Annotated in this window: 14 protein-coding genes; 8 read left to right on the top strand and 6 right to left on the bottom strand. The window is 65.6% G+C overall.

Annotated elements, in window-relative coordinates:
• Positions 1–76: 76 nt before the first annotated feature.
• From AB7532_RS26745 to AB7532_RS26710, 8 genes are read left to right on the top strand one after another with little or no spacing between them, the layout of a single operon-like run.
• Positions 77–937 (top strand): FAD binding domain-containing protein, encoded by an 861-nt coding sequence (locus tag AB7532_RS26745; RefSeq protein ID WP_441239359.1) that lies wholly within the window; start codon positions 77–79, stop codon positions 935–937.
• Positions 934–1,458 (top strand): (2Fe-2S)-binding protein, encoded by a 525-nt coding sequence (locus AB7532_RS26740; RefSeq protein ID WP_441237679.1) that lies wholly within the window; start codon positions 934–936, stop codon positions 1,456–1,458. Before AB7532_RS26745 ends, AB7532_RS26740 begins: the two co-directional genes overlap by 4 nt.
• Positions 1,455–3,830, top strand: coding sequence for a xanthine dehydrogenase family protein molybdopterin-binding subunit (locus AB7532_RS26735; protein ID WP_441237678.1), 2,376 nt, complete (start codon positions 1,455–1,457; stop codon positions 3,828–3,830). Before AB7532_RS26740 ends, AB7532_RS26735 begins: the two co-directional genes overlap by 4 nt.
• Positions 3,831–3,853: 23 nt before the next feature.
• Entirely contained in the window at positions 3,854–5,095 is a 1,242-nt protein-coding gene (locus tag AB7532_RS26730) for an ABC transporter substrate-binding protein (RefSeq protein ID WP_441237677.1), read from the top strand.
• Between the two features lie 10 nt (positions 5,096–5,105).
• On the top strand, positions 5,106–5,981 hold the full coding sequence (locus AB7532_RS26725; RefSeq protein ID WP_441237676.1) for a branched-chain amino acid ABC transporter permease: 876 nt from the start codon (positions 5,106–5,108) through the stop codon (positions 5,979–5,981).
• Positions 5,978–6,976 (top strand): branched-chain amino acid ABC transporter permease, encoded by a 999-nt coding sequence (locus AB7532_RS26720; protein ID WP_441237675.1) that lies wholly within the window; start codon positions 5,978–5,980, stop codon positions 6,974–6,976. Before AB7532_RS26725 ends, AB7532_RS26720 begins: the two co-directional genes overlap by 4 nt.
• Entirely contained in the window at positions 6,973–7,728 is a 756-nt protein-coding gene (locus tag AB7532_RS26715) for an ABC transporter ATP-binding protein (RefSeq protein ID WP_441237674.1), read from the top strand. Before AB7532_RS26720 ends, AB7532_RS26715 begins: the two co-directional genes overlap by 4 nt.
• On the top strand, positions 7,721–8,440 hold the full coding sequence (locus AB7532_RS26710) for an ABC transporter ATP-binding protein (RefSeq protein WP_441237673.1): 720 nt from the start codon (positions 7,721–7,723) through the stop codon (positions 8,438–8,440). Before AB7532_RS26715 ends, AB7532_RS26710 begins: the two co-directional genes overlap by 8 nt.
• Before the next feature lie 30 nt (positions 8,441–8,470).
• On the opposite strand, the gene AB7532_RS26705 is transcribed toward AB7532_RS26710, so the two are convergent.
• Genes AB7532_RS26705 through AB7532_RS26680 form a run of 6 tightly spaced genes read right to left on the bottom strand, consistent with a single transcriptional unit; the run spans position 8,471 to position 19,881 of the window.
• A complete protein-coding gene (locus AB7532_RS26705) occupies positions 8,471–8,992 on the bottom strand; it encodes a hypothetical protein (RefSeq protein WP_441237672.1) in 522 nt (173 codons plus the stop codon).
• A gap of 17 nt (positions 8,993–9,009) precedes the next feature.
• Complete coding sequence (locus AB7532_RS26700) at positions 9,010–12,192, bottom strand: DUF6519 domain-containing protein (protein ID WP_441237671.1); 3,183 nt, start codon at positions 12,190–12,192, stop codon at positions 9,010–9,012.
• Between the two features lie 21 nt (positions 12,193–12,213).
• Positions 12,214–14,343, bottom strand: coding sequence for a hypothetical protein (locus tag AB7532_RS26695; RefSeq protein ID WP_441237670.1), 2,130 nt, complete (start codon positions 14,341–14,343; stop codon positions 12,214–12,216).
• Positions 14,340–16,979, bottom strand: a complete 2,640-nt coding sequence (locus tag AB7532_RS26690) for a putative baseplate assembly protein (protein ID WP_441237669.1) — start codon at positions 16,977–16,979, stop codon at positions 14,340–14,342. The genes AB7532_RS26695 and AB7532_RS26690 overlap by 4 nt, the downstream gene beginning before the upstream one ends.
• Positions 16,976–19,522, bottom strand: coding sequence for a putative baseplate assembly protein (locus tag AB7532_RS26685; protein ID WP_441237668.1), 2,547 nt, complete (start codon positions 19,520–19,522; stop codon positions 16,976–16,978). The genes AB7532_RS26690 and AB7532_RS26685 overlap by 4 nt, the downstream gene beginning before the upstream one ends.
• On the bottom strand, positions 19,519–19,881 hold the full coding sequence (locus AB7532_RS26680; RefSeq protein ID WP_441237667.1) for a GPW/gp25 family protein: 363 nt from the start codon (positions 19,879–19,881) through the stop codon (positions 19,519–19,521). Before AB7532_RS26680 ends, AB7532_RS26685 begins: the two co-directional genes overlap by 4 nt.
• Positions 19,882–19,890 lie beyond the last annotated feature (9 nt).

The following is a 19,890-nucleotide window of genomic DNA, read 5'->3' as shown; positions in this document are numbered from 1 at the left end:
TGTCAGGATTTTGAGACCAGATGGTTACAAATCTGGCATCCCGGCTGATGATCCGATGGATATCGAGGAAACGGCAGTGAAGGCGAGGGCTTTCAGCTATTTTCGTGCGGCGACGATCGACCAGGCGCTGGAGGCTCACGCCCGCGTCGGCGATGACGCGCGCTTCATCGCCGGTGGCCAGAGCCTCGTGCCGGCACTGTCGCTGCGGCTGCAGGCGCCGCGACTTCTGATCGACATAACCCATATTGACGCGCTGCGTGGCGTCAGGCGCGAAGGCGGCTATTTGCGCATCGGTGCACTGACGCGCCATTGCGAGATGCTGAGCGAGCCGCTGATCGCCGAGTTCGCACCGCTCTTGCATGCCGCAGCGCCGTTCGTCGCCCACCCCGCAATCCGCAACCGCGGCACCTTTGGCGGCAGCGTTGCGCTGGCCGACCCCGCGTCGGAATTTCCGGCGATGACCTTGGCGCTCGATGCCGAGATCGAGATCGCGGGCCCCTCCGGGACCCGGCGGGTTAAAGCGGACGATTTCTTCCTCGATCTGTTCGAGACCGCCTTGCAGCCCGGTGAACTGATCACGGCGGTCCATGTCCCGCTGTTCAAGGCCGATCAGCGCTTCGCGTTCGACGAGCTGGCGCGACGGCGCGGGGATTACGCGATGGTCGGTTGCGGGATCATGGCGACCTGTACCGGCGATCGCGTCGATGACATTCGCATCTCCTTCTTCTCGGTCGGAAATACGCCGATCCGGGTGAAGGGAGCTGAGGCAACTCTCATCGGATCGAGCTTGGGTGCGGAGCGTATTGCGGCTGCGCAAGGCGCGCTCGAAGGCGATCTTGCGCCGCCCGACAGCGACGAGATTCCCCCGGCGATGCGGCTGCATCTCGCCCGCGTGCTGCTGGGACGCCTGCTCGGACGTCTGGGTGAAGGCGTATGAGCGGCTTTGACGAAACCCTGCTGGATGACGCCGATGAGACCGTGCGGGTTCGCTTCGTCGTCAACGGCCGCAAGGTCGCCTGTGAGGTCTCGCCACGCGAGACGCTGATCGATTGCCTGCGCAACGCGCTGGAGCTGACGGGCACGCATGCCGGTTGCGAAATGGGGGCCTGTGGCGCCTGCCTGGTGCAGCTCGACGGCCGCGCCGTTCATTCCTGCCTGATGTTCGCGGTGCAGGCCGATGGCGCAAAGATCAGCACCATCGAAGGGCTTACCGAGAGCGGTGTCATTGCCGATCTTCAGGCCGAATTCCACCGCCGCAACGCGTTGCAATGCGGCTTCTGCACGCCAGGCATGCTGGTCAATGCCCACGAGCTATTGTCGCAAGTGGCGCAGCCGAACCGCGAGGAAATCCGCGACGCGCTGTCCGGCAATTACTGCCGCTGCACCGGCTATGAAGCGATCGTCGATGCGATCGACGCGGTTGCGAAAGCGCGTACCGAAGGTGGAGGCGTCACATGAGTACGCCGCTGACGTCGCTCGATCGCCCGAATTCCTATATTGGCCGCTCGGTGCCGCGGCCCAACGCCAAGCGGCTGCTGGCGGGACGCGGGCGCTATATCAGCGACCTCAAGCTGCCGCGTATGCTCTACGCCGCATTTCTACGCAGCCCGCATGCACACGCAAAGATCGTCTCGATCAAGATCGACGAGGCGCGCGCGCTCGAAGGTGTGCATCTCGTTGCGACCGGCGAGGATCTCGCAAAGACCTGCACGCCATGGACCGGGACGCTCGATCACTTCAAGGGCATGACCTCGGCTCCGCAATTGCCGCTGCCGCTGGATCGCGTGGTCTGGGCCGGGCAGGCGGTGGTGGCCGTCGTCGCCGAAAGCAGGGCCATCGCGGAAGATGCGCTGGAGTTGATCGAGATCGAGTACGAGGATCTCCCTGTCGTCGTCGATATCGACGGCGCACGCGCGGCCGGCGGGCCGGTGGTCAATCCCGGCAGCGCCAATAACACCTGCTTCCGTAGCCACCTCGACAACGGTGCGGTGGACGACACCTTCGCGCATGCGGCGCACGTGGTGGAAGAGGAGTTCACTTTCGGCCGCCATACCGCAGTCACGCTGGAGCCGCGCGCCATCGTGTCTGAGTACGATCCTTCAGCCGGCGCGCTGACCGTGCATCACGCCACGCAGACGCCCTATCAGTTCCAGGACCTCTATTCGCGCCACTTTGGTATTCCCGAGGCCCGTGTCCGCGTTATTGCGACCGACATCGGCGGCTCCTTCGGGATGAAGCTGCATGTCTATCACGAGGACATGGCGGTGGTCGGCCTCTCGATTCTGCTCGGCCGTCCCGTCAAATTTGTCGCTGACCGCATCGAATCCTTTGTCTCCGATATCCACGCCCGCGATCACCGCGTCCGCGCCCGGATGGCGCTGGATGCCAAGGGCGAGATTCTCGCCATGGACGTGCTGGACCTCACCGCGATCGGGGCGTTCTCGACCTATCCGCGCACCAGCGTGGTCGAAGGCAACCAGGTGATCCGCCTGATGGGGGCGCCCTATCGCTTCAAGAACTACCGCGCCACGCTGGAGGTGATCTTCCAGAACAAGGTGCAGACCAGCCAGTATCGCGCCGTCGGTCACCCCATTGCCTGCGCCGTCACCGAGCGGCTTGTCGATATGGCAGCGGTCAAAGTGGGCCTCGATCCCTTTGCCATCCGGGCGCAGAACGTCATCGCCGACGATGCCTATCCGCAGACATCGCCGACCGGCTATCGCTTCGAGGCGCTGTCGCATCAGGCCTGCTTGAAGCGCTTGCATGAGATCATGGACTATGACGGCTTGCGCGCCCAGCAGGCCGACTTGCGTAAGCGTGGCGTCTATCGCGGTATCGGCATCGCGGCCTTTGTCGAGATCACCAATCCCAGTCCCGCTTTCTATGGCGTCGGCGGTGCGCGGATCTCCTCGCAGGACGGCGCGGTTCTCAGCCTGACGCCGTCGGGCGAAGTGCGGTGCCTGATCTCGGTGACCGAGCAGGGGCAAGGCACCGAGGCGATCATCAGCCAGATCGTGGCCGACCAGCTCGGACTTGCGCAGGAGCACGTCAAAGTCATCACCGGCGATACCGAGGTGACCCCGCATGGTGGCGCCACTTGGGCCTGCCGCGGCGCCGGCATCGGCGGCGAGACCGCGCTCCAGGCAACCCGTGCGCTCAAGCGCAACATCCTGGAGATCGCCGCGCTCATCCTTCAGGAGCAGCCGTCGGCGCTGGACATCATCGATGGCGAGGTGGTCGACGCCGGCACGCGGAACCGGCGGATGCCGATCGCCGAGATCGCGCGCATCGCCTATTTCCGCTCCGACACGCTGCCACCGGGTACGCAGGCGCAGCTCACTGTCAGCCATCATTTTGCGCCGCAGGGCTATCCGTTCGCCTTCACCAACGGCATCCAGGGTTGCTCGCTGGAGGTCGATGTCGAGACCGGCTTCATCAAGGTCTTGAAGCATTTCATCGTCGAGGATTGCGGCCGGGTCATCAACCCGATGCTGGTGGACGAGCAGCTGCGTGGCGGCATCGTGCAGGGGCTCGGCGCCGCCCTGTTCGAGGAGTGCCGCTACAGCGAGACCGGCCAGCTGATGAACGGCTCGCTTGCCGACTACCTCGTGCCGATGCCGGTGGAGATGCCCGACATCGTCATCGCCCATGTCGAGACGCCGACCGCGGACACGGTGCTCGGCGCCAAGGGAGTTGGCGAGGCAGGCACGGCGGCGGCGTCAGCCTGCGTCCTCAATGCCGTCAACGATGCGCTCACCCCGTTCGATGCGACGATCAATTCGATTCCGATCACGCCCACGAAAATCCTGAAAGCCCTGAAGCGTTTCTAGAAAAAAGACAATTGGAGGAAATCATGCCCAAATCCGGCTCGACCCCGAGAATAACCCGCCGCACCGCGCTCGCCGGCCTCTCAGCAGGCGCAGCCTTGCTCGCTATGCCCAGGCTCGGCCGCGCAGCTGACGAGACGATCCGCATCGGCTTCCCGACGCCGCTGACCGGCCCGTTTGCCGCCGAAGCGCGCGACCAGGTCAAATGCGCCGAGCTCGCCGTGAAACTCGTCAACGACAAGGGCGGCATCGGTGGCCGCAAGGTCGAGCTGCTGGTCCGCGATGACAAGCTCAACGCCGGCGAAGCCGCAACCCGCACGCTTGAGCTGATCGAGAAGGACAAGGTTCACGCCGTGGTCGGCGCGCTCTCCAGTGCCGTGCAGCTCGCAGTCAACGAAGTCACCCGCGCCCGCGGCGTGATCTACGTCTCGATCAGCCAGTCCGACACCATCAACGAGGCCAAGGATTTCAGCAAATACACCTTCCACGAGGCGCTGAACCCGCACATGACGACCGCAGCGGTGGCGCGGCAGACGCTGAAGAAGGGCATGAAGGTCGCCCATCTCGTCGCCGACTATGCCTACGGCCACGAAATGCTGCGCGGCTTCAAGCGTGCGCAGGCGGCGATCGGTGCGGACAATGTCGGCGAGATCCTGCATCCGTTCGGAGCGGCCGACTATTCCACCTTCATGCCGCGCCTGATGTCGATGCGACCGGACGTGCTCTGCATTTCCAATTTCGGCCGCGACCAGGCCAATGCGATCAAGCAGGCCGTGGATTTCGGCGTCAAGCAGCAGATGAAGATCGTCGTGCCCGTCATCCTGCACAACCAGCGGCTCGCGGTCGGTCCTGACGTGTTCGAGGGCGTGGTCGGCGGCGCCAATTACTACTGGGGCCTGGAGTCGCAGAGCAAGTCGGCTGCCGCTTTCAACGCTGCGTTCAAGGCCGCCAATGGCGGCGCGATCCCGACCGACTACGGCGCCTATGGCTATTCGGGTGTCGGATCGCTGCTGGCCGCCATGCAGACGGCCGGTGGTACCGATACCGACAAGGTTGTCGATGCCCTGGAGAAACTGCAATACGATCTGACCAAGGGCCCGCAGCACTACCGCAAATGCGATCATCAGTCGGTGCAGTCGGTGCTGGTGCTGGAGTCCAAGAAGAAGTCCGCCATGGCCAACGAAAACGACCTGTTCGCCATTCTCGCCAACGACATCGGCTCCGACGATATGCTGCGCAGTTGCAGCGAGCTCGGCCACGCGACCTAAGTCTGTGACGATGGACCTGTCGCTGATCACCATGCAGCTTCTCTCCGGGATCGCCCTTGGGGCGGTCCTGGTGATCACTGCGCTTGGACTGACGATCGTGTTCGGCATGCTCGGGGTGGTGAATTTCGCCCATGGCGCGCTGTTCATGATCGGGGCCTATGCCGGGCTGTATCTGGCATCGCTCACCGGAAGCTTCTGGTGGGGATTGCTGCTGGCTCCCATTTTGATCGGTGCCTTCGGCATGCTGATCGAGTTCGTTTTGATCCGCAGGCTCTATGAACGCTCGATCGACGACCCGCTGCTGCTCACCTTCGGCCTCAGCTACATTCTGGTCGAAGGTGTGCGCATCGTGTTCGGCAGCGACGGCATTCCGTTTCCGACCCCGCCGCAGTTGATCGGCGTGCTCGATCTCGGCATCGGCTTCTTCCCGCGCTACCGGCTGTTCGTCATCGCCCTGGTGGCCGTGGTGCTGCTGGTGCTCTGGCTGACGCTGGAGAAGACCCGCATCGGATTGATCGTGCGCGCCGGCGCCCGCGACCCCACCATCATGCAGGTGCTCGGTGTCGATATCGGTCGCGTCTGGCTCGCGATTTTCGGGCTGGGAGTCGGGCTGGCGGCGCTCGGCGGCGTGCTCGCCGGACCCATGCGCAGTGTCAATCCGGAGATGGGCTCGCTGGTGCTGGCGGAAGCCTTCGTGGTGACCGTGATCGGTGGGCTCGGCTCGATCGTCGGTGCAGTCGTCGCCGGCCTCATGGTCGGCATCTCCATCAGTCTGGTGGCGCTGTTCGCGCCTGAAATGGCGACCATCGTGATGTTCGCGCTGATGGCAGTGGTGCTGCTGATCCGCCCGCAAGGTCTGTTCGGCGTGAGAGGGAGGACCGCGTGACGTCACCATCGAGCGGCGAAGCGGTCGCCAAACCCGTCTTCAGCGGGCTCAGTTGGCTCCTCGAGCAACGCGTGCTGCTGTCCATTGCGGTGCTGGCCGTGCTGCCCTGGCTGCTGCCGTCGCAGGCGCTGGCCGTCAACGTCCTGATCTACGGCGTCGTGGTGATGGGCTACAATCTGCTGTTCGGTTACACCGGGCTGCTGTCGTTCGGTCAGGCGGCCTTCTTCGGCGCCGGCGCCTATTTCACCGGCATTGCGATCGGCCGCTACGGCGTGCCGTGGTTCGCTGCGGTCCCTATGGCCGTGCTGCTCAGCACCGGCCTCGCCGCCGCGATCGGAATCGTCTCGACGCGCACCCGCGGCATCTATTTCTCCATGGTGACGCTCGCGCTGGCCCAGCTCGTCTATTACGTGGCGCTTCAGGCGTCGTCCTTCACCGGCGGCGAGAACGGCCTGCGCGGCTTCACCGTCGACCGCATCAGCCTGTTCGGTCTCCAGGTCAATTTTCTCGACCCCGTCAACAAATACTACGTGCTGATGGCCTTCGCGGCGCTGGCGATGTGGTTCCAGTCGCGGATCCTGAACTCGCCGTTCGGAGCCGTCATCGAGGCCATCCGCGAAAACGAGCAGCGCGCGCGGGCCTGCGGCTATGACGTCGAGCGCAGCAAGCTGATCGTGTTCATGCTGTCGGGGGCCATCTCGTCGCTCGGCGGCTGCATGTTGGCGCTGCATCTGTCGATCGTGCCGCTGGATCTCCTGCACTACCAGACCTCGGGCACGATCGTGATGATGGTGCTGCTCGGCGGCGCCCGGAGCTTCTTCGGGCCTTTCGTCGGTGCGGCGGCGTTCCTGATCCTGGAGCACGTCATCTCGGTCTGGACCCCGCATTGGCAGCTCTTCGTCGGCACGATCTTCGTCCTGTTCGTGCTGTTCCTGCCCAAGGGCATCTGGGGCACGCTGCTCGATACGCTCGGCATCGGAAAGGCGCGGCCATGAGCGGCGAACTGCTTCGCGTCGAGGGAATCGGCAAGCATTTTGGTGGCTTCGTCGCGCTCGAAGGCATCACGGTGTCTTTTGCGGCGGGTCAGCTCACCTCGATCATCGGGCCGAACGGCGCCGGCAAGAGCACCTTCTTCAACATCCTCTCCGGCGCGCTGACCCCGACGTCGGGCAAGCTGCACTTCCGGGGCCGCGAGCTGAATGGCCTGCCGCAGCACCGCTTCGTGCATCAGGGCATCTCGCGCTCCTACCAGATCACGAACATCTTCCCGGACCTGTCCGTGCACGAGAACGTGCGCGTCGCTGCGCAGGCCCTGACCGTGAGTTACGATATCTGGCGCAACCGTGCTCGGCTGACGGATCTGCATGCGCGGGCTGATGCCGCGCTCGACGCGGTCGGACTGCTCGGCCGGCGCGGAGAACTGGCAAAGTTCCTGTCGCATGGTCAGCAGCGTGCGCTCGAGATCGCAATCGCGCTGGTCTCCGAGCCGGAATTGCTCCTGCTGGACGAGCCGACTGCCGGGATGGGGCCGGAAGAGACCAAGGACATGGTCGCGCTGCTCGAGCGCCTTGCGGAGAAGCGCACGGTGCTGCTGGTGGAGCACAAGATGAAGATGGTGCTGGGCCTGTCCAAGCGCGTCGTGGTGCTGCACCACGGCCGATTGCTGGCCGACGGCGCGCCCGACGAGATCAGGAGCAATCCGGAAGTCCGCCGGGTCTATCTCGGACAGAGTGAAGGCTATGGCTGAGACCGCACTGCTCGAAATCAATGATCTTCATGCCTGGTACGGCGCGAGCCATATCCTCCACGGCATTTCCCTGCACGTGAAGGAGGGCGAGGTGGTGGCTCTCGTCGGCCGCAACGGTGCCGGCAAGACCACGACCTTGCGGGCGATGATGGGCCTGATGCCGAAGACGACGGGCCGCGTGCGCTTTGCGGGCAGCGATCTCTTGCCGCTCCGTGCCCATCAGCGCTTTCATCTTGGCCTCGCTTATGTGCCCGAGGAGCGACGCATCGTCGCCGGCCTCTCCGTGCGCGAGAATCTGCGGCTTGGGCTCGTCGCTGCCGGCAGCGAGATTGACGAGCGCGCAGCGATCGACGAGATCGCCGAGACGTTTCCTCGCTTGAAGGAGCGCCTCGACCAGGAGGGCGTGACGCTTTCGGGCGGCGAGCAGCAGATGCTGGCGATCGCCCGTGCGTTGATCGCAAAGCCGAAAATGATCCTGCTCGACGAACCCTCGGAGGGCATCATGCCCGTCCTGGTCGAGGAGATGGGCGTGTTGTTCCGCCGCCTGCGCGACGAAGGCAAGACGCTGCTGCTGGTCGAGCAGAACGTCGAATGGGCCCTACGACTGGCTGACCGCGCCGTGATCATCGACCAGGGCGAGGTGGTACACCAAAGCAGCGCCGCGGCGCTGCTGGCGGACAAGGACATCCAGGAACGATATTGCGCGGTTTGAGCAGCCGTCGAGGGCGGACGCGCGGGCTGGTCATCCAAAGATCTTGCCGAGCTCGTTGAGCTTTGCGATTGCGGCCTTTCCAGTCTCGGTGAGGTTCTTCTCCGCGCGTGCGCCCAGCTCGCGGTCGGCCTCAAACCCCTTCCTGACGGCATTGACGCTCTCGCGGACCTGGCCGCCGATATTGGGGTCGCTGATCGCCTTCTTCACCGCGCCATCGTCGAAAGCCTTCACGGTCTGCTCCTGGTCTGCGAGGCGCGCGCTGTTGCCGGCCGCGGTCTCCTCCAGCGCAAGACTGAGCGTCTGGTCGAGGAGGTCGTGCAAAGCGGCGAGCGGGCCTTCGGTGGCTGAGCTGGTCGTGCTCACCTTGAATCCCGGTGCATCCGGTACGAACAGGACGGTACCACGCGCAAGCTTGTTGAGGTCGGCGTGCGGATTGGCCTCCTGCAACGCCTTCAGCGCGGCGTCGCTGCGGACCTGACTGAGATTGGCGAGCAGCAGCTTCTCGCCGAGGGCCTTGAGCTTTGTCTCGTCTCCGACGATGAACGTGCGCATGGAAATATCTCCCTGAATTATCCGATCACATTGAGCGGTGCCCATGGTGTGTTGGCCATGCCGCCGGGGATGATGATGTTGCCGGTGGTAATGTTGCCCAGCACAGTCATCGTCCGCGCGTTGTTGAGGCGGATCGAGGCTTCGCCGCCGCGCACCCGGTTCGTGCTGACGATGGCGACTGCGCTCTCCAGAGACACGGCGATATTCTTGTTGCTGGCTTCCACGCGGTTGTCGTTGAATAGACATTCCTGGCCGGCCACGATCAGAACAGCGGGCGCAGGCCCACGCGCGGTCAGCATATTGCCGATGATGCCGGCCCGCGCGCCCTCGGTGTCGTTGGCGGCGAGACTGGCTCTGACGAACGCATAATCGGCGCCGAGCGCGAGGATCCGCCCATCGCCGAGCCGGATAGCGACCTTGTCGCCGGCCTGTGTAAATGGCCCTCGCGGATTGACCTCGGCGGTGGTCAGCGCGAGCCAGTCGCCGGCTGAATCGCCGGTGACAGGCGTGAGATCGCGTTGGACACTGTTGTGGTTGACCTCGATCTGGGTTTGAGGCGCGCGCAGCATGATGCCGGCGCTGGTGCCCACAAAACCCTTGGCGGGTGCAATCTCGACGATCTCGTTGCCGCTCACGCGGGCGCGGTTGACGCCGAAGGCGAGGACGCCGGCGCGCAGTGCCGATTTCACCGCCGTAATGCCGATGGCGCGGACCTGATTGCCCGCGATCGTCGCGCTGCCGGCGCGGATCACTTCGATGCCGACCACGGTGCCGCTGTCGCTCTCGGTGGCGGGCGCAATGTTGCGGATGTGGTTGTTCTCGATCGAGACCGCCGCCGCATCCGTCGCGCCGCCGAGCATGATCCCGGCGCCGCAGGTATCGATCGCGTTGAGCTTGATGATCAGGTCCTGCGCCCCGGCGATCACCTTGATCCCGGCGGTGCCGAAGCCGTAGATCTGGTTGGCGAGGATGTGCGCGGTGGCGGTGCTCCGTCGATCGAGCCCGGGGACCAGCCTGATCCCGACATGCTCGCCTTCCGACCAGTTGCGCAACTGGTTGCGTTCGATCCAAAGGCCGGCCGCGGCGCAGGCGATGCCGTGGGCACTGACGTTGAAGCTGTTGCTGTCGATCGCAAGCGTAGCGCCGGGAAGCGCAAGACCTTGCGCGGCGATCGCGGTGTCGGCGCAGCCGATGATTTCGTTGTGCGCGATCCGGGTGGCAAGCAGATGCAGGACTTCGTCAGCGAAGACGACCCCGCCGCGCTGGCACAGCAGGATGTTCTCCTCGATCGTGACCGCCGCCGTCAGCAGGAATTCTGCTCCGCCTTCCACGCCCTTGAGCGCGCCACCGGCAATCGCGACAGGTGCGAAAATCGCGTTCTCCGCCAGTCTCGCGCCGCCGATCAGGCCGCGCAGCATCACGGCGGGAAGCTGCGCGTTCTCGCCGCCGAGTGCTGCGATGGCGAGCCGGGTCAGGCCGAGGCCGATGCAGGTCGAGACGTCGATCGCGGGATCGCGTGCGAGCGAGATGATCGCGAGGTCCTCGACCGCGATCGCAAAACTGTCCTGGATCGCAAAAGCACCTGCCGGCGCCAGCAGGAGCGTCGCCGGGCCTTTGCCGGCGATGCGGACCGATTTGGCGTGGTTGATCGTCACTGCCTCTTTGAGCACGTAGCGGCCGGGGCCAAGGCAGATCGTGCCGCCGGTCTCGCGCACCTTGTTGACGGCGTCCTGGATGGTGAAGCTGCCGCTTTCATGCTGCTCGACCGTGACGCAGGCGGTGCAGGCGCAGTCATGTCCTTCGCCCTCCGGAGGCCACGGGTGGCGGCAGTCGGTGACGCTCTTGGCGTCGACGTCCCAGATGCCGAGCCGCGCATAATGGTGGTGGATGCCGCGCGGTGGGGCGCGGTCGAGCAACTCGACGCTGGCGTCCGCCGTGCGTGCGGCAAAGGCCCACCAGTCGCCAGCGCGAAAGCCCGCGGTTCCGGTCGAATCGAAGCTCACGGTGACGCCGTCTTCGAGCAGAATGGTCGTGCCCGCAGCCGGCACCTTGATGACGCCAGTCGATCCGGCCGCGTCGAGATCGCCGATCTGCACCGGCGTGCCGCTGGCATCGGTCCGAAATACCTTTCCTTTCTGATCCCAGCGGCGGACCCGCAAATTGGTCTGTTTCGGCCAGTCGCTGTTGGGGAAGCCCGGTGGCAGCATCGGGGCCGGCAGCGCCGGGGTAAAGGTGATACGGCGGGTCGCTTCGGTGACGGTGATGCGCCGCATCTCGCCCGATTTCTGCGAGAATTCCCTGGCGTCGTCGATGATCTCGACCCAGTCGCCCGTGTTGAAGCGCAGCACGTCGTCGCGCCCGAGGCTGTCGAGCTCGAGCTCGGTCGCCGAGATCATGCTGGCGACGCGCGAACCGATGCTGGCATTCTCGCGCGACCATTTGAAGGTCGCGGCGCCGCCGGGCTGGCCGGGGTCCTGGATCTCGATCCGGTAGAGCTGGTTCTCGAGTCCGCGGAAGCCGCCGGTCGGCGGCAGCTCGCAAGGATCGGTGGTCGGTGATGCGTCGAACGTGCCCGTCGTGAGCACGCCGGTCGATGGCGCGATCACTCCACTCCATCCCGGCATGTCCTCGTCGGGCGTCACGCAGCTGGTGTTGTCGCCAGCGTCTGTATCGAGCACGTGCACTTGCCACACAGTTTGGAGCCGCGAACTGGTCTCGACGCCGACGGCGATCTCGACCAGTTCCGGTCTCTCGAGATAGGTCAACTCGCGCTCCCAGACGTCGAGATAGACGAGATGGCGGCCGGCGGTCGGTAGCGGCGGCCGGACCGCGGCCGGCAGATAGGGCTGCGTCTCATAGGTCAGCTTGTCGGTGAAGACAGTCTCGGCCATGAGATCGTCGAACAGGCGCTTGTCAGGGTCGGGAAGCCCATGGTTCTCTGCGAGCAGGCCATCGACATAGAGGCGTCCCTTGCCGATCTCCAGCGTGTTGCCGGCGACGCCGAGCTTGAAGGCATCGGGCGTGGTGGAAGACACCGTGGTGCGGCCGAGCGTGTCGCTGGCGAGTGCCCGCAAGCGGCGATCGAGGATCGCCATCAGCTCGTTGGCGTCGCCGTCCAGCAGCACTGCTCCCTGTTTCAGCTCCAGCCCGGCGAAGTCGAGCAGCGGGTCGAGACGAACGCGTGAGAAGTCGGCACCCATGATAGCCTCCGATGCGTCAGGTCAACTCGCGAAGAACAGGCCCGCGTGCAGCCCGAAACGTAAATATTCGTCCAGCCTCAGCTTGAGATTGGCCTCGCGCTGCGGCTGGAATAATGCGTTGAGCACGCCGATCTCGCTGTCATTGTCGCCGCCTGTGCGGATCGCAAGACTTGTGGTGCGGCGTAGCTGCGCGTAGCCGGGGTCGCCGTAGCGCAGTGACGTGAACAGCGGCAGCGCCGTCGGTGCCACGTCATTTGGCACGCAATGGAATTTGCGCGGCGTGATCGCACCAGGTGGCACATAGCAGAAGCGGACGCAGCCTTCCTGGCGGCGCTGGACCAACAATGGCGCAATCCACTTTTCGGCGGGCTTTGCTGCCGGCTTGGCGAAGAAGATGGTGTTCGAGGCCAGCTTCAGCAGCTTCGTATGAACCTTCCCGATCACAGTGCATTGGGCGACGGTCAATTCGGCACCGGCGCCCCCCGCGCCATCCGCGGCAAATGCGACGTTCTCTGGCGCGCCGGCATCGACGATACAGTCTGTCAGCGTCACATCGGCATCGGTGACTGCGTGGATCGGCCCGACGATGCAGCGCTCCAGCGTCACCTTGGCGAAGGGATGCTCGATGATCAGGCTCGGCTCGCCCTGCGATTCCGGACTTCCGTCGCCGTTCAAGGTGAGCCCGGGCACCAGCGTGCAGTCGCGCAGCACCAGCTCCCGCGGTTCGACATCGGCAAAGGCCGGCAGCCGCAATGCGCCGCCGGAGATCACGAGCCCGTCGAGCGTGAGGCGCCCGCGCGTGCCGATGGCGAGCGTGATTTCGCCGCTCGCCGCCAGCAGGGCGCGGGTCTGGTCGTGCGCCGCGACGACGACATGATGCGGTGTCGCATCGCCGAGCACGCCGTCGACTTTGAACGTGGGCGTCTCGTTGTAGGTCAGGCTGTCGTCGATGGTGAGGCGGCCGCCTGTGCTGATCAGGTCGAGCTTGGCTTGCAATGCGCTTCCGGCGTTGACGGCCTGCTCGTTGCCGATATCGCCTTCGGCGGGCACGCGCGGATATTCGCCGCCGCCGATCTGGCGTGCGGTGCCGTAATGGAAGGTCGCCAGCAGCGGCCCGTCGGCGGAATCACCAAGCAGCACGCGGCCACGCTCGGGATCGAATCCGATCGTGCCGGCCGTGACCTGTGCCTCATGCGCCCAGCCGATGACGTTGCCGCCGCCGTCGAGCATGTCGCGGAGATCGCAGACGCGCACCTTGGCCGCCGGTACGGGGACGGGCGGGTTGCCAGGCGCGAGGAATACCAGGCTCTCGCCGTCGCCATAGTCGTCCTCATGTTGCGTGTCCGGCTGCGCGGTCGCTTGCGCCGCGCGCACCGCCATGGCCATCAGTCGCACCGACAAGGGCTCCGGCACATTGATGGGCTCGGCGAGATGGGAAATGTCGGTCTCTGCTTGCGTGAAGCGGAACAGGCGCATGTCGGCGCCGAGAGGGTTGAGGCGGAACTTGCGACCGGTCGCGTCGCCTGTGTCCGGTGTCAGCGGAACCGCCGTCAGCGACAGCGACAGCAGGCGCCACAGGAAGATGCCGACGTTGGGGATGTTGTAGCGACCGGCACCTGGCTCCGGCCGCCGCATCTCGGCGGTGTGCGCGATGCTGTTGAAGGCGCCATCGCGCCGGAACAGCGCCGCCGTGTCGCGCAGATTGCAGGTCGCCGGCGCGTGCAGCCGGATGTGCTTCATGTATTGCGTGGTGGCGAGCTGCTCGAAATATTCGACCGCATGCGCCGGCCAGCCGGTGACGTCATGCGCGAGCTCCTCCAGCATCAGCGCGGTGCCCTTGCGGCGGCGGAAGGCGATGGTGTCGGCGACCTCGGCGCGCGGCGAAGTCAGCTCGCCGCCGAGCCCGCGCAGCGGCCGGTAGCCGATGAGATCGCCGATATAGGGTGTGACCCATTCGGCGCAGGTCTCGATGAACTGGTCGTCGTAAAGCTGGTCGACGGACTCTTCCAACGCGGCGAATTCGCGAGCGAATGCGGCGAGCAGCGCCTGCAGCGGACCATCCTTGGCTGGATCGCCCGCAAGCGCGACATCGCGCAGCCGGTGCAGCGCCGGCATCAACCCGTAGAGCCGTTCAGGGGTGAGGCTGTTCATGCCATCTCCTCCAGCAGGGCGAACGGCGCCGGGTTCAATGTCAGAAGCTCGCTCGGCTTCGCCACGCCCTGGTCGACATGGATCCGGGATGCGAGCAGCCGGATCTGACGCGAGGGAACGGTCTGGGCGGCGGGAGCCGTGCCGCCATAGAGCTTGACCAGGTCGATGGCGACGACGCCGCGCACCGATTGTGCCGCTGCGATGACGTCGGATTGCTGTACCGGCTGGCCGAGCTCGCGCGCGTCGAAGGCGAAGTGTGCGCGCAGGGCTGCTTCGACTGCACCCAGCACGGCCTTGGCTTCAAAGTCCGGATCGCGCTTGACCCTTAATCCGATCCGGAAGGTGCTGGGCTGGTAGGGCAGCAGCGCGACGGCGACATGCGGATCGCCGCCGGCGTGCAGCGCGGCGAGCAGATTGGTCCACACCGGACTTGTGGAATTGACCGGCGCGCCGGGCGGTCCCGCGATCGTGATGGCGATGGTTTTTCCCCGTGGCAATTGCAGCACCTGCGCTTGCGCCTTGGCGATGCCGGTGAAGGCGCGGGCAAAATCCTCATAGTCGAGCACTGACACGACGCGGCCGAGCGTGCGTGCGCCAAGTGGCATGCTGCGGCGTGCCGCGTCCGCCGGTTCGGGGTCGTTGCCGCCGTCAGCGGGCATCGGGTTGCTGACACCCTTGAGCCCCAGCGGGCGCGACAGCAACTGGCTCAGCGTTTCGGCGCGGACATTGCCGGCGATGCCGATGCCCTTGCGGTACGTGGCGCGGACGTTATTGAGACCGCTCGGCAGCCGCGCACCGCTGGCGCCGTCACCGAATTTTGCGAGATTGCGGCCCTGCTCGTCGACATCGAGTGAAAAGGCGCGATCGGTCGCGCCCGCGCCGTAGAGCGTCGTGCGCTCGTGCCATGCGATCTCACCGACGCGCAGCGTCAATTCGCTCGCGGCTCCGCTCTCATTGGCGGCAGCGCGATAGGTGAGCGGAAGCTGTTTCAGCTCGAATTGCTGGAACGGTTGGGCGGCATCGCCGGAGCCGAGGATCTGCGTCACTGTCTCGCCATGCGAGGCCGGCACGACGTTGCCGTGTATGACGACGCTGCCGCGATCGAGACTGCCGGCAAGCGGCGGGTCGATCTGAAGCGTGCAGCGGCCGGCATCGACGGCTTGAGCGGACACAAGGCTGGCCTGCACGGATACAGCCTGGCCGTCGGAAAGCCGATTGCCGCGCACGATCAATCGCCGCCCGGCGGCGAGACCATCGGCGCTGACGGCGGCGGCGATGCCGTTGCCGGTGACGGCGTCGTCAACCGGGTAGGGCGCCAGCGTGAGCTGCTCGGATTGTACGAAGGCGGTGCAGCGCCGAGGCTCGTCCTCGTAGCGGTCGTAATGGGAGCCGCGCAATTGCAGCCGCGTGACCTTGCCGGCCAGCGCGAATTCCGCGCGCGACGTCTCGTCCGCATCGGCGATCTGGTAGACGTCGAGATGTGGGCCAAGATCGAGAACAACGTCCGACTTGCCGATGGCCTTGATGACGACCTTGATGGAGCCCTTCGCCGCTGTCGAAAGCACGACGTAACCGCCGGCACGAACCTCGGCGTAAACCGTATCGAGATCGATGAAGCCGCCATCATTGGTCGCGCCCCTTGGCGAGATCGTGTAGTCGGGCCAGTCGGGCGCATCTTTCCCGTTCGGATAGTTGTTGCGAAAATCCGTCGACATCGACTTCCACATCGGGGCGTTGTGCCCGAAAGAGGCGGCCCGTTTGCGCAGGGCATAGACCTTCGTGTTCTGAGCGGCGGAAACGCCGGAGAGCCCAAGCTGCCAGGTGACCCTGGTGCGGTCGAAATCCGATTGCAGATCGACAGTGTCGATGAAACGGAAATCGCAATTGCTGTCATTCTTGCCGGGATCGAAGGCGTCGCCGACGATCAGCAGCGCGTCACCCGGCTTCAGATTGTTGCGTTGGCCGGCGAGGTACATGACCGTGTCGCCCTTGCCCGGACGCCGCGTCTCTGCCATCCAGGGGCGGATTGCATTCCAGGCGGGGCGTGCGGCATCCAGCCGTTCGACAGTCTCGAACGTCTGCGGCTTTTCGTCCGGGCCCGGCACGCTCTGCACCTTCGTGCCGATCTCGATCGACACCTGCGCAGGCACCCCGGTGACGAAGCTGCCTGGCTCGGGCGACAGCTTTGGCGGCGGTGCGGGCGGCGTTTCCAGCGTGAACGCAAGCCAGGTCTCGGCAGCGACGCCCGGCCGCAGGCGGTAGCCGATCAGCCGGCCCATCTCCTGGAGCGATACCCGTTCGAGCGCGGTGCGAAGATAGGATTCGTTGGCGATGCGCTCCTGGTAGAAGGTGAGCACGTCGGCGGCGCAGGCGAAGGCATCGATCAGGCCGATGGTGAAATCATCTTCGGCGCGGCTTTGCAGCCTGCCAAGTGGCGCGAACGCGGCCGAGGACAGCGCGGCGTGAAGGCTGTCGCGGAACTGCGCGTAGTCGCCGATCCGGTAGGCGATGGCGGAGAGGCCGTAGCGGTTGGCGACGCCTTGCGGCGTCTCGGCTTCAATGCCGGTGCAGCAGTCGCAGCTCTCGCTGCCGGCCGGCAGGGCATGCGGCTTGATGGTCGGGACCGGTAGCGTCATTTGCCACCTCCCGCCTCGATGATGAGCCGGCCGCGCTCGCGGAAGCTCGGATTGTTGGCGAGCTGCGCGATCTCGAGACCGCCGATCCGGATCACCTCGTCATCCAGCGATGTCGCGAGTGGCGAAATAAATCGCTGGAACTTTTGCGCCTGCACCGCATCGACGCCCTCGACGTCCTGGGCAGCCGCGATGATGCGGCTGAGATAGACGGAATCGCCGAAGGAGAAATTGTCGGGGTGGAACAGACCGAGCGTGCCGTCGGGCAGCACCGTGCTCGACAGCACCGCGCGCACGGCCTGCGCGACCTCGGCGCGGAAATAGTCAGGCTTGACGCAGACATGCAGCGTGACGTCGAGCGGCACGTAGCGCGGTGGCCGCACGTCGAGATCGTAGCCGGCCATCCTGAATCGCTCGAGATGGTTGCGCAGCTGTGTCGCGAAGGGGGCGTCGACCGCGCCGCCGCCGAAGCGGTCGGGCGTCACGAACACAGTGTGCCAGCTTCCGGTCCAGCGAAATGTCGCGGCCGCGCGTTGCACGTCGGCGCGGCGCTCGGCGGCGGCGGCGTAGTCGGCCGCCGTTACCGCACGCTCCTGGATGCGGAATGCCTGCGGCGCATCGCGCCGCGCAGCTTCGATGCCTTCGGGCTCGACGCCGCCGGATGCGGGAATCGGATTGCGCAGCCCCTCGAACACGCCGTTCGCGGCGCCGACAACGTGGGCGATGGCTTCGGCGCCGACATTGCCTGATGTGCCGTTCCCGATCCGGTATGTCGCGGTGAACGCGGTGTCCGCCGCCGGGCGCTTGCCGAGCAGCCCGTCGCCAAATCGCAGCAGGGCCCGGCTGTGGTTGTCGATCTCGACCACGACATGCGGTGCATTGCCGGCGCTGCCGGTGAGGTCGCGCCGGGGCAGCCAGTGCTCAGTGATGCCGGCGACCTGTCCGGTCAGATCCGCGATGGCAGGCGTGGCGTCGCGGGGCGACAACAGGTTGAACGCGCTTGCCGCCCACCACGGCTTGTCCTTGCTGACGGGAGCGGCGAGCAGCGCGGCGAGATCGAAGGATTGCGTCAACGGGCTGTTCGCCAGCACCGGGCGGAAGCGCGGCGGCAGCATCACGTCGGGGATCGGGGCGCAGCAATTGCCGGGCGCGGATGAGGCTTGCTTCAATCTGGCGCGCGGCATCACGCCGAGCTGCTCGGGCGCCAGCGTGCGGCCGTGATCGGCGAGCACGATATTGCCGCGGGCGACGCTGATGGCGAACTCGGGCCGGTCTTCCACGGTCAGGCAGAGCGGGAAGGGCAACGCGTCGGCCTCGCTCCAGGCGATCTCGGTGACGTCGATGGGGCCGTCGACCGGCGGCTCGTCGAACAATCCGCCGGACGGATCGGTCGAGAGCATGACCTCGGTCAGCCGCACCGCCCAGCGATGGCCGGGATCGGCATCATCAGGCGACAGCGTCGTCGGGCTGATTACTTCTTCGAGGATCAGAATGTCGCCGACAGCGAGCGTATCGATGTGGCCGCGCAGCGTTGCGCGCGTCGTACCGCGTGGCAGGGAGCAGCCATTATTGCCCCATGCATAGAAGGCGAGACTGTTCTGCTGTTGGTCCAGCTTGGCGGGCGCGACGGTTTCGAACATTTCAGCGCCGCCGTCGATCGCGTCGTTCAACTCGCGCGAGCCCGGCGCCAATACCACGCCAAGCCCGGGCACGCGGGTGAGCAATTGCGTGCCCTTCGGCAGCGCGATGTCCTTCCCATTCACGTCGAGATGTACGAAGGCGCGCGCGTTGCAGCCCTCGTGCAGGTGATAATCGACCAGGCGTGCATGACGCCGCACCGAGATGCGCTGCCGGGCGGTGGCGAGATAGGCTTCGTTGGCCACCGCATCCTGGCGATAGGCGAGGTTGTCGGCGGCATAGGCCAGCAGTTCGACCAGGGTGACGCCGAGATCGGCCGCCGAACGCTCCTGCCAGCCGGGCACGAGCAGGCTCAGCCGGTCCAGCATCAATCGGCGAAAACCCTGATAGTCGCGCGCGAGATAGTCGATCTCCGGCTTCGGGCGCGGCACGGGCGGGCAGGGAGTAGTCTCCGCGCAGTCATAGTCCGATGGGCATTCGACCTTGAAGGTGAAGTCGATCGCCGACAGTTTTGGGTCGAAGCCCGCCGGCGGCAAGGCCGAGCCGGAGTTGGCGAAGATGCCGAACGCATAGATCGAGTAATCGCCACTGCTATCGGTACGCACCACCAGTGTGCGGGGGAGATCGTCAACCGTGTCGACCAGCCCGGGCTCGGCCTCGGCCGGCAGCGCATCGGCCGGCGCGCACCAGACCACGCCGACGGTTGCGATCCGCTCACCGCCGGTGATGCGCAGATTGTCCGGCGAGAGCGTGAAACCCGTCTGCAGCATTCGCACCAGCAGGGTCTGCTGCCGCGGCGCGCCGGGCGGCGAGGCAAGGTCGAGCACCTCGATGAATTCGATGGCGTTGGCGCTGCCCTTGGCCTTGAGCACCTCGAGCCGGCGCGGATCGCAGCAATGTTGCTTCATGCCGCGCCTCCCGGAACAGCAAAGTTCGCGACGTGGCTGGTGCGGTCGGCCAGCACCACGTAACGGATCTCGACGCGGAGCACCGCATCGTCATTGATCACCTCGACTGATTTCACGGCGATCAGGTGTGCAAGATGCTGATGCAGCGCGGCCTGGGCCAGCATCTGCGTCGTCGCGGCAAGCGTCACCGAGTTGGGCTCGAACACGAGCGCCAGCAGGCCGGCGCCGAAATCAGGCCGCATTACCCGCTCGCCCTGCGCCGTGAACAGCACCTGTTCGATCAGGTCGCGGATGTGATCGGGGCGATCGGTCGTTGCCGTGCGGCCCTGGTCGTCGAAATGGTAGGGGAAATCGAGCATCGTCCTCGC

Origin of the sequence: Bradyrhizobium sp. 930_D9_N1_4 (assembly GCF_052076015.1) — a bacterium.
Lineage (GTDB): Bacteria > Pseudomonadota > Alphaproteobacteria > Rhizobiales > Xanthobacteraceae > Bradyrhizobium.
Note: the sequence above shows the minus strand (reverse complement) of the source record. Positions and strands in the feature narration are given on the sequence as shown.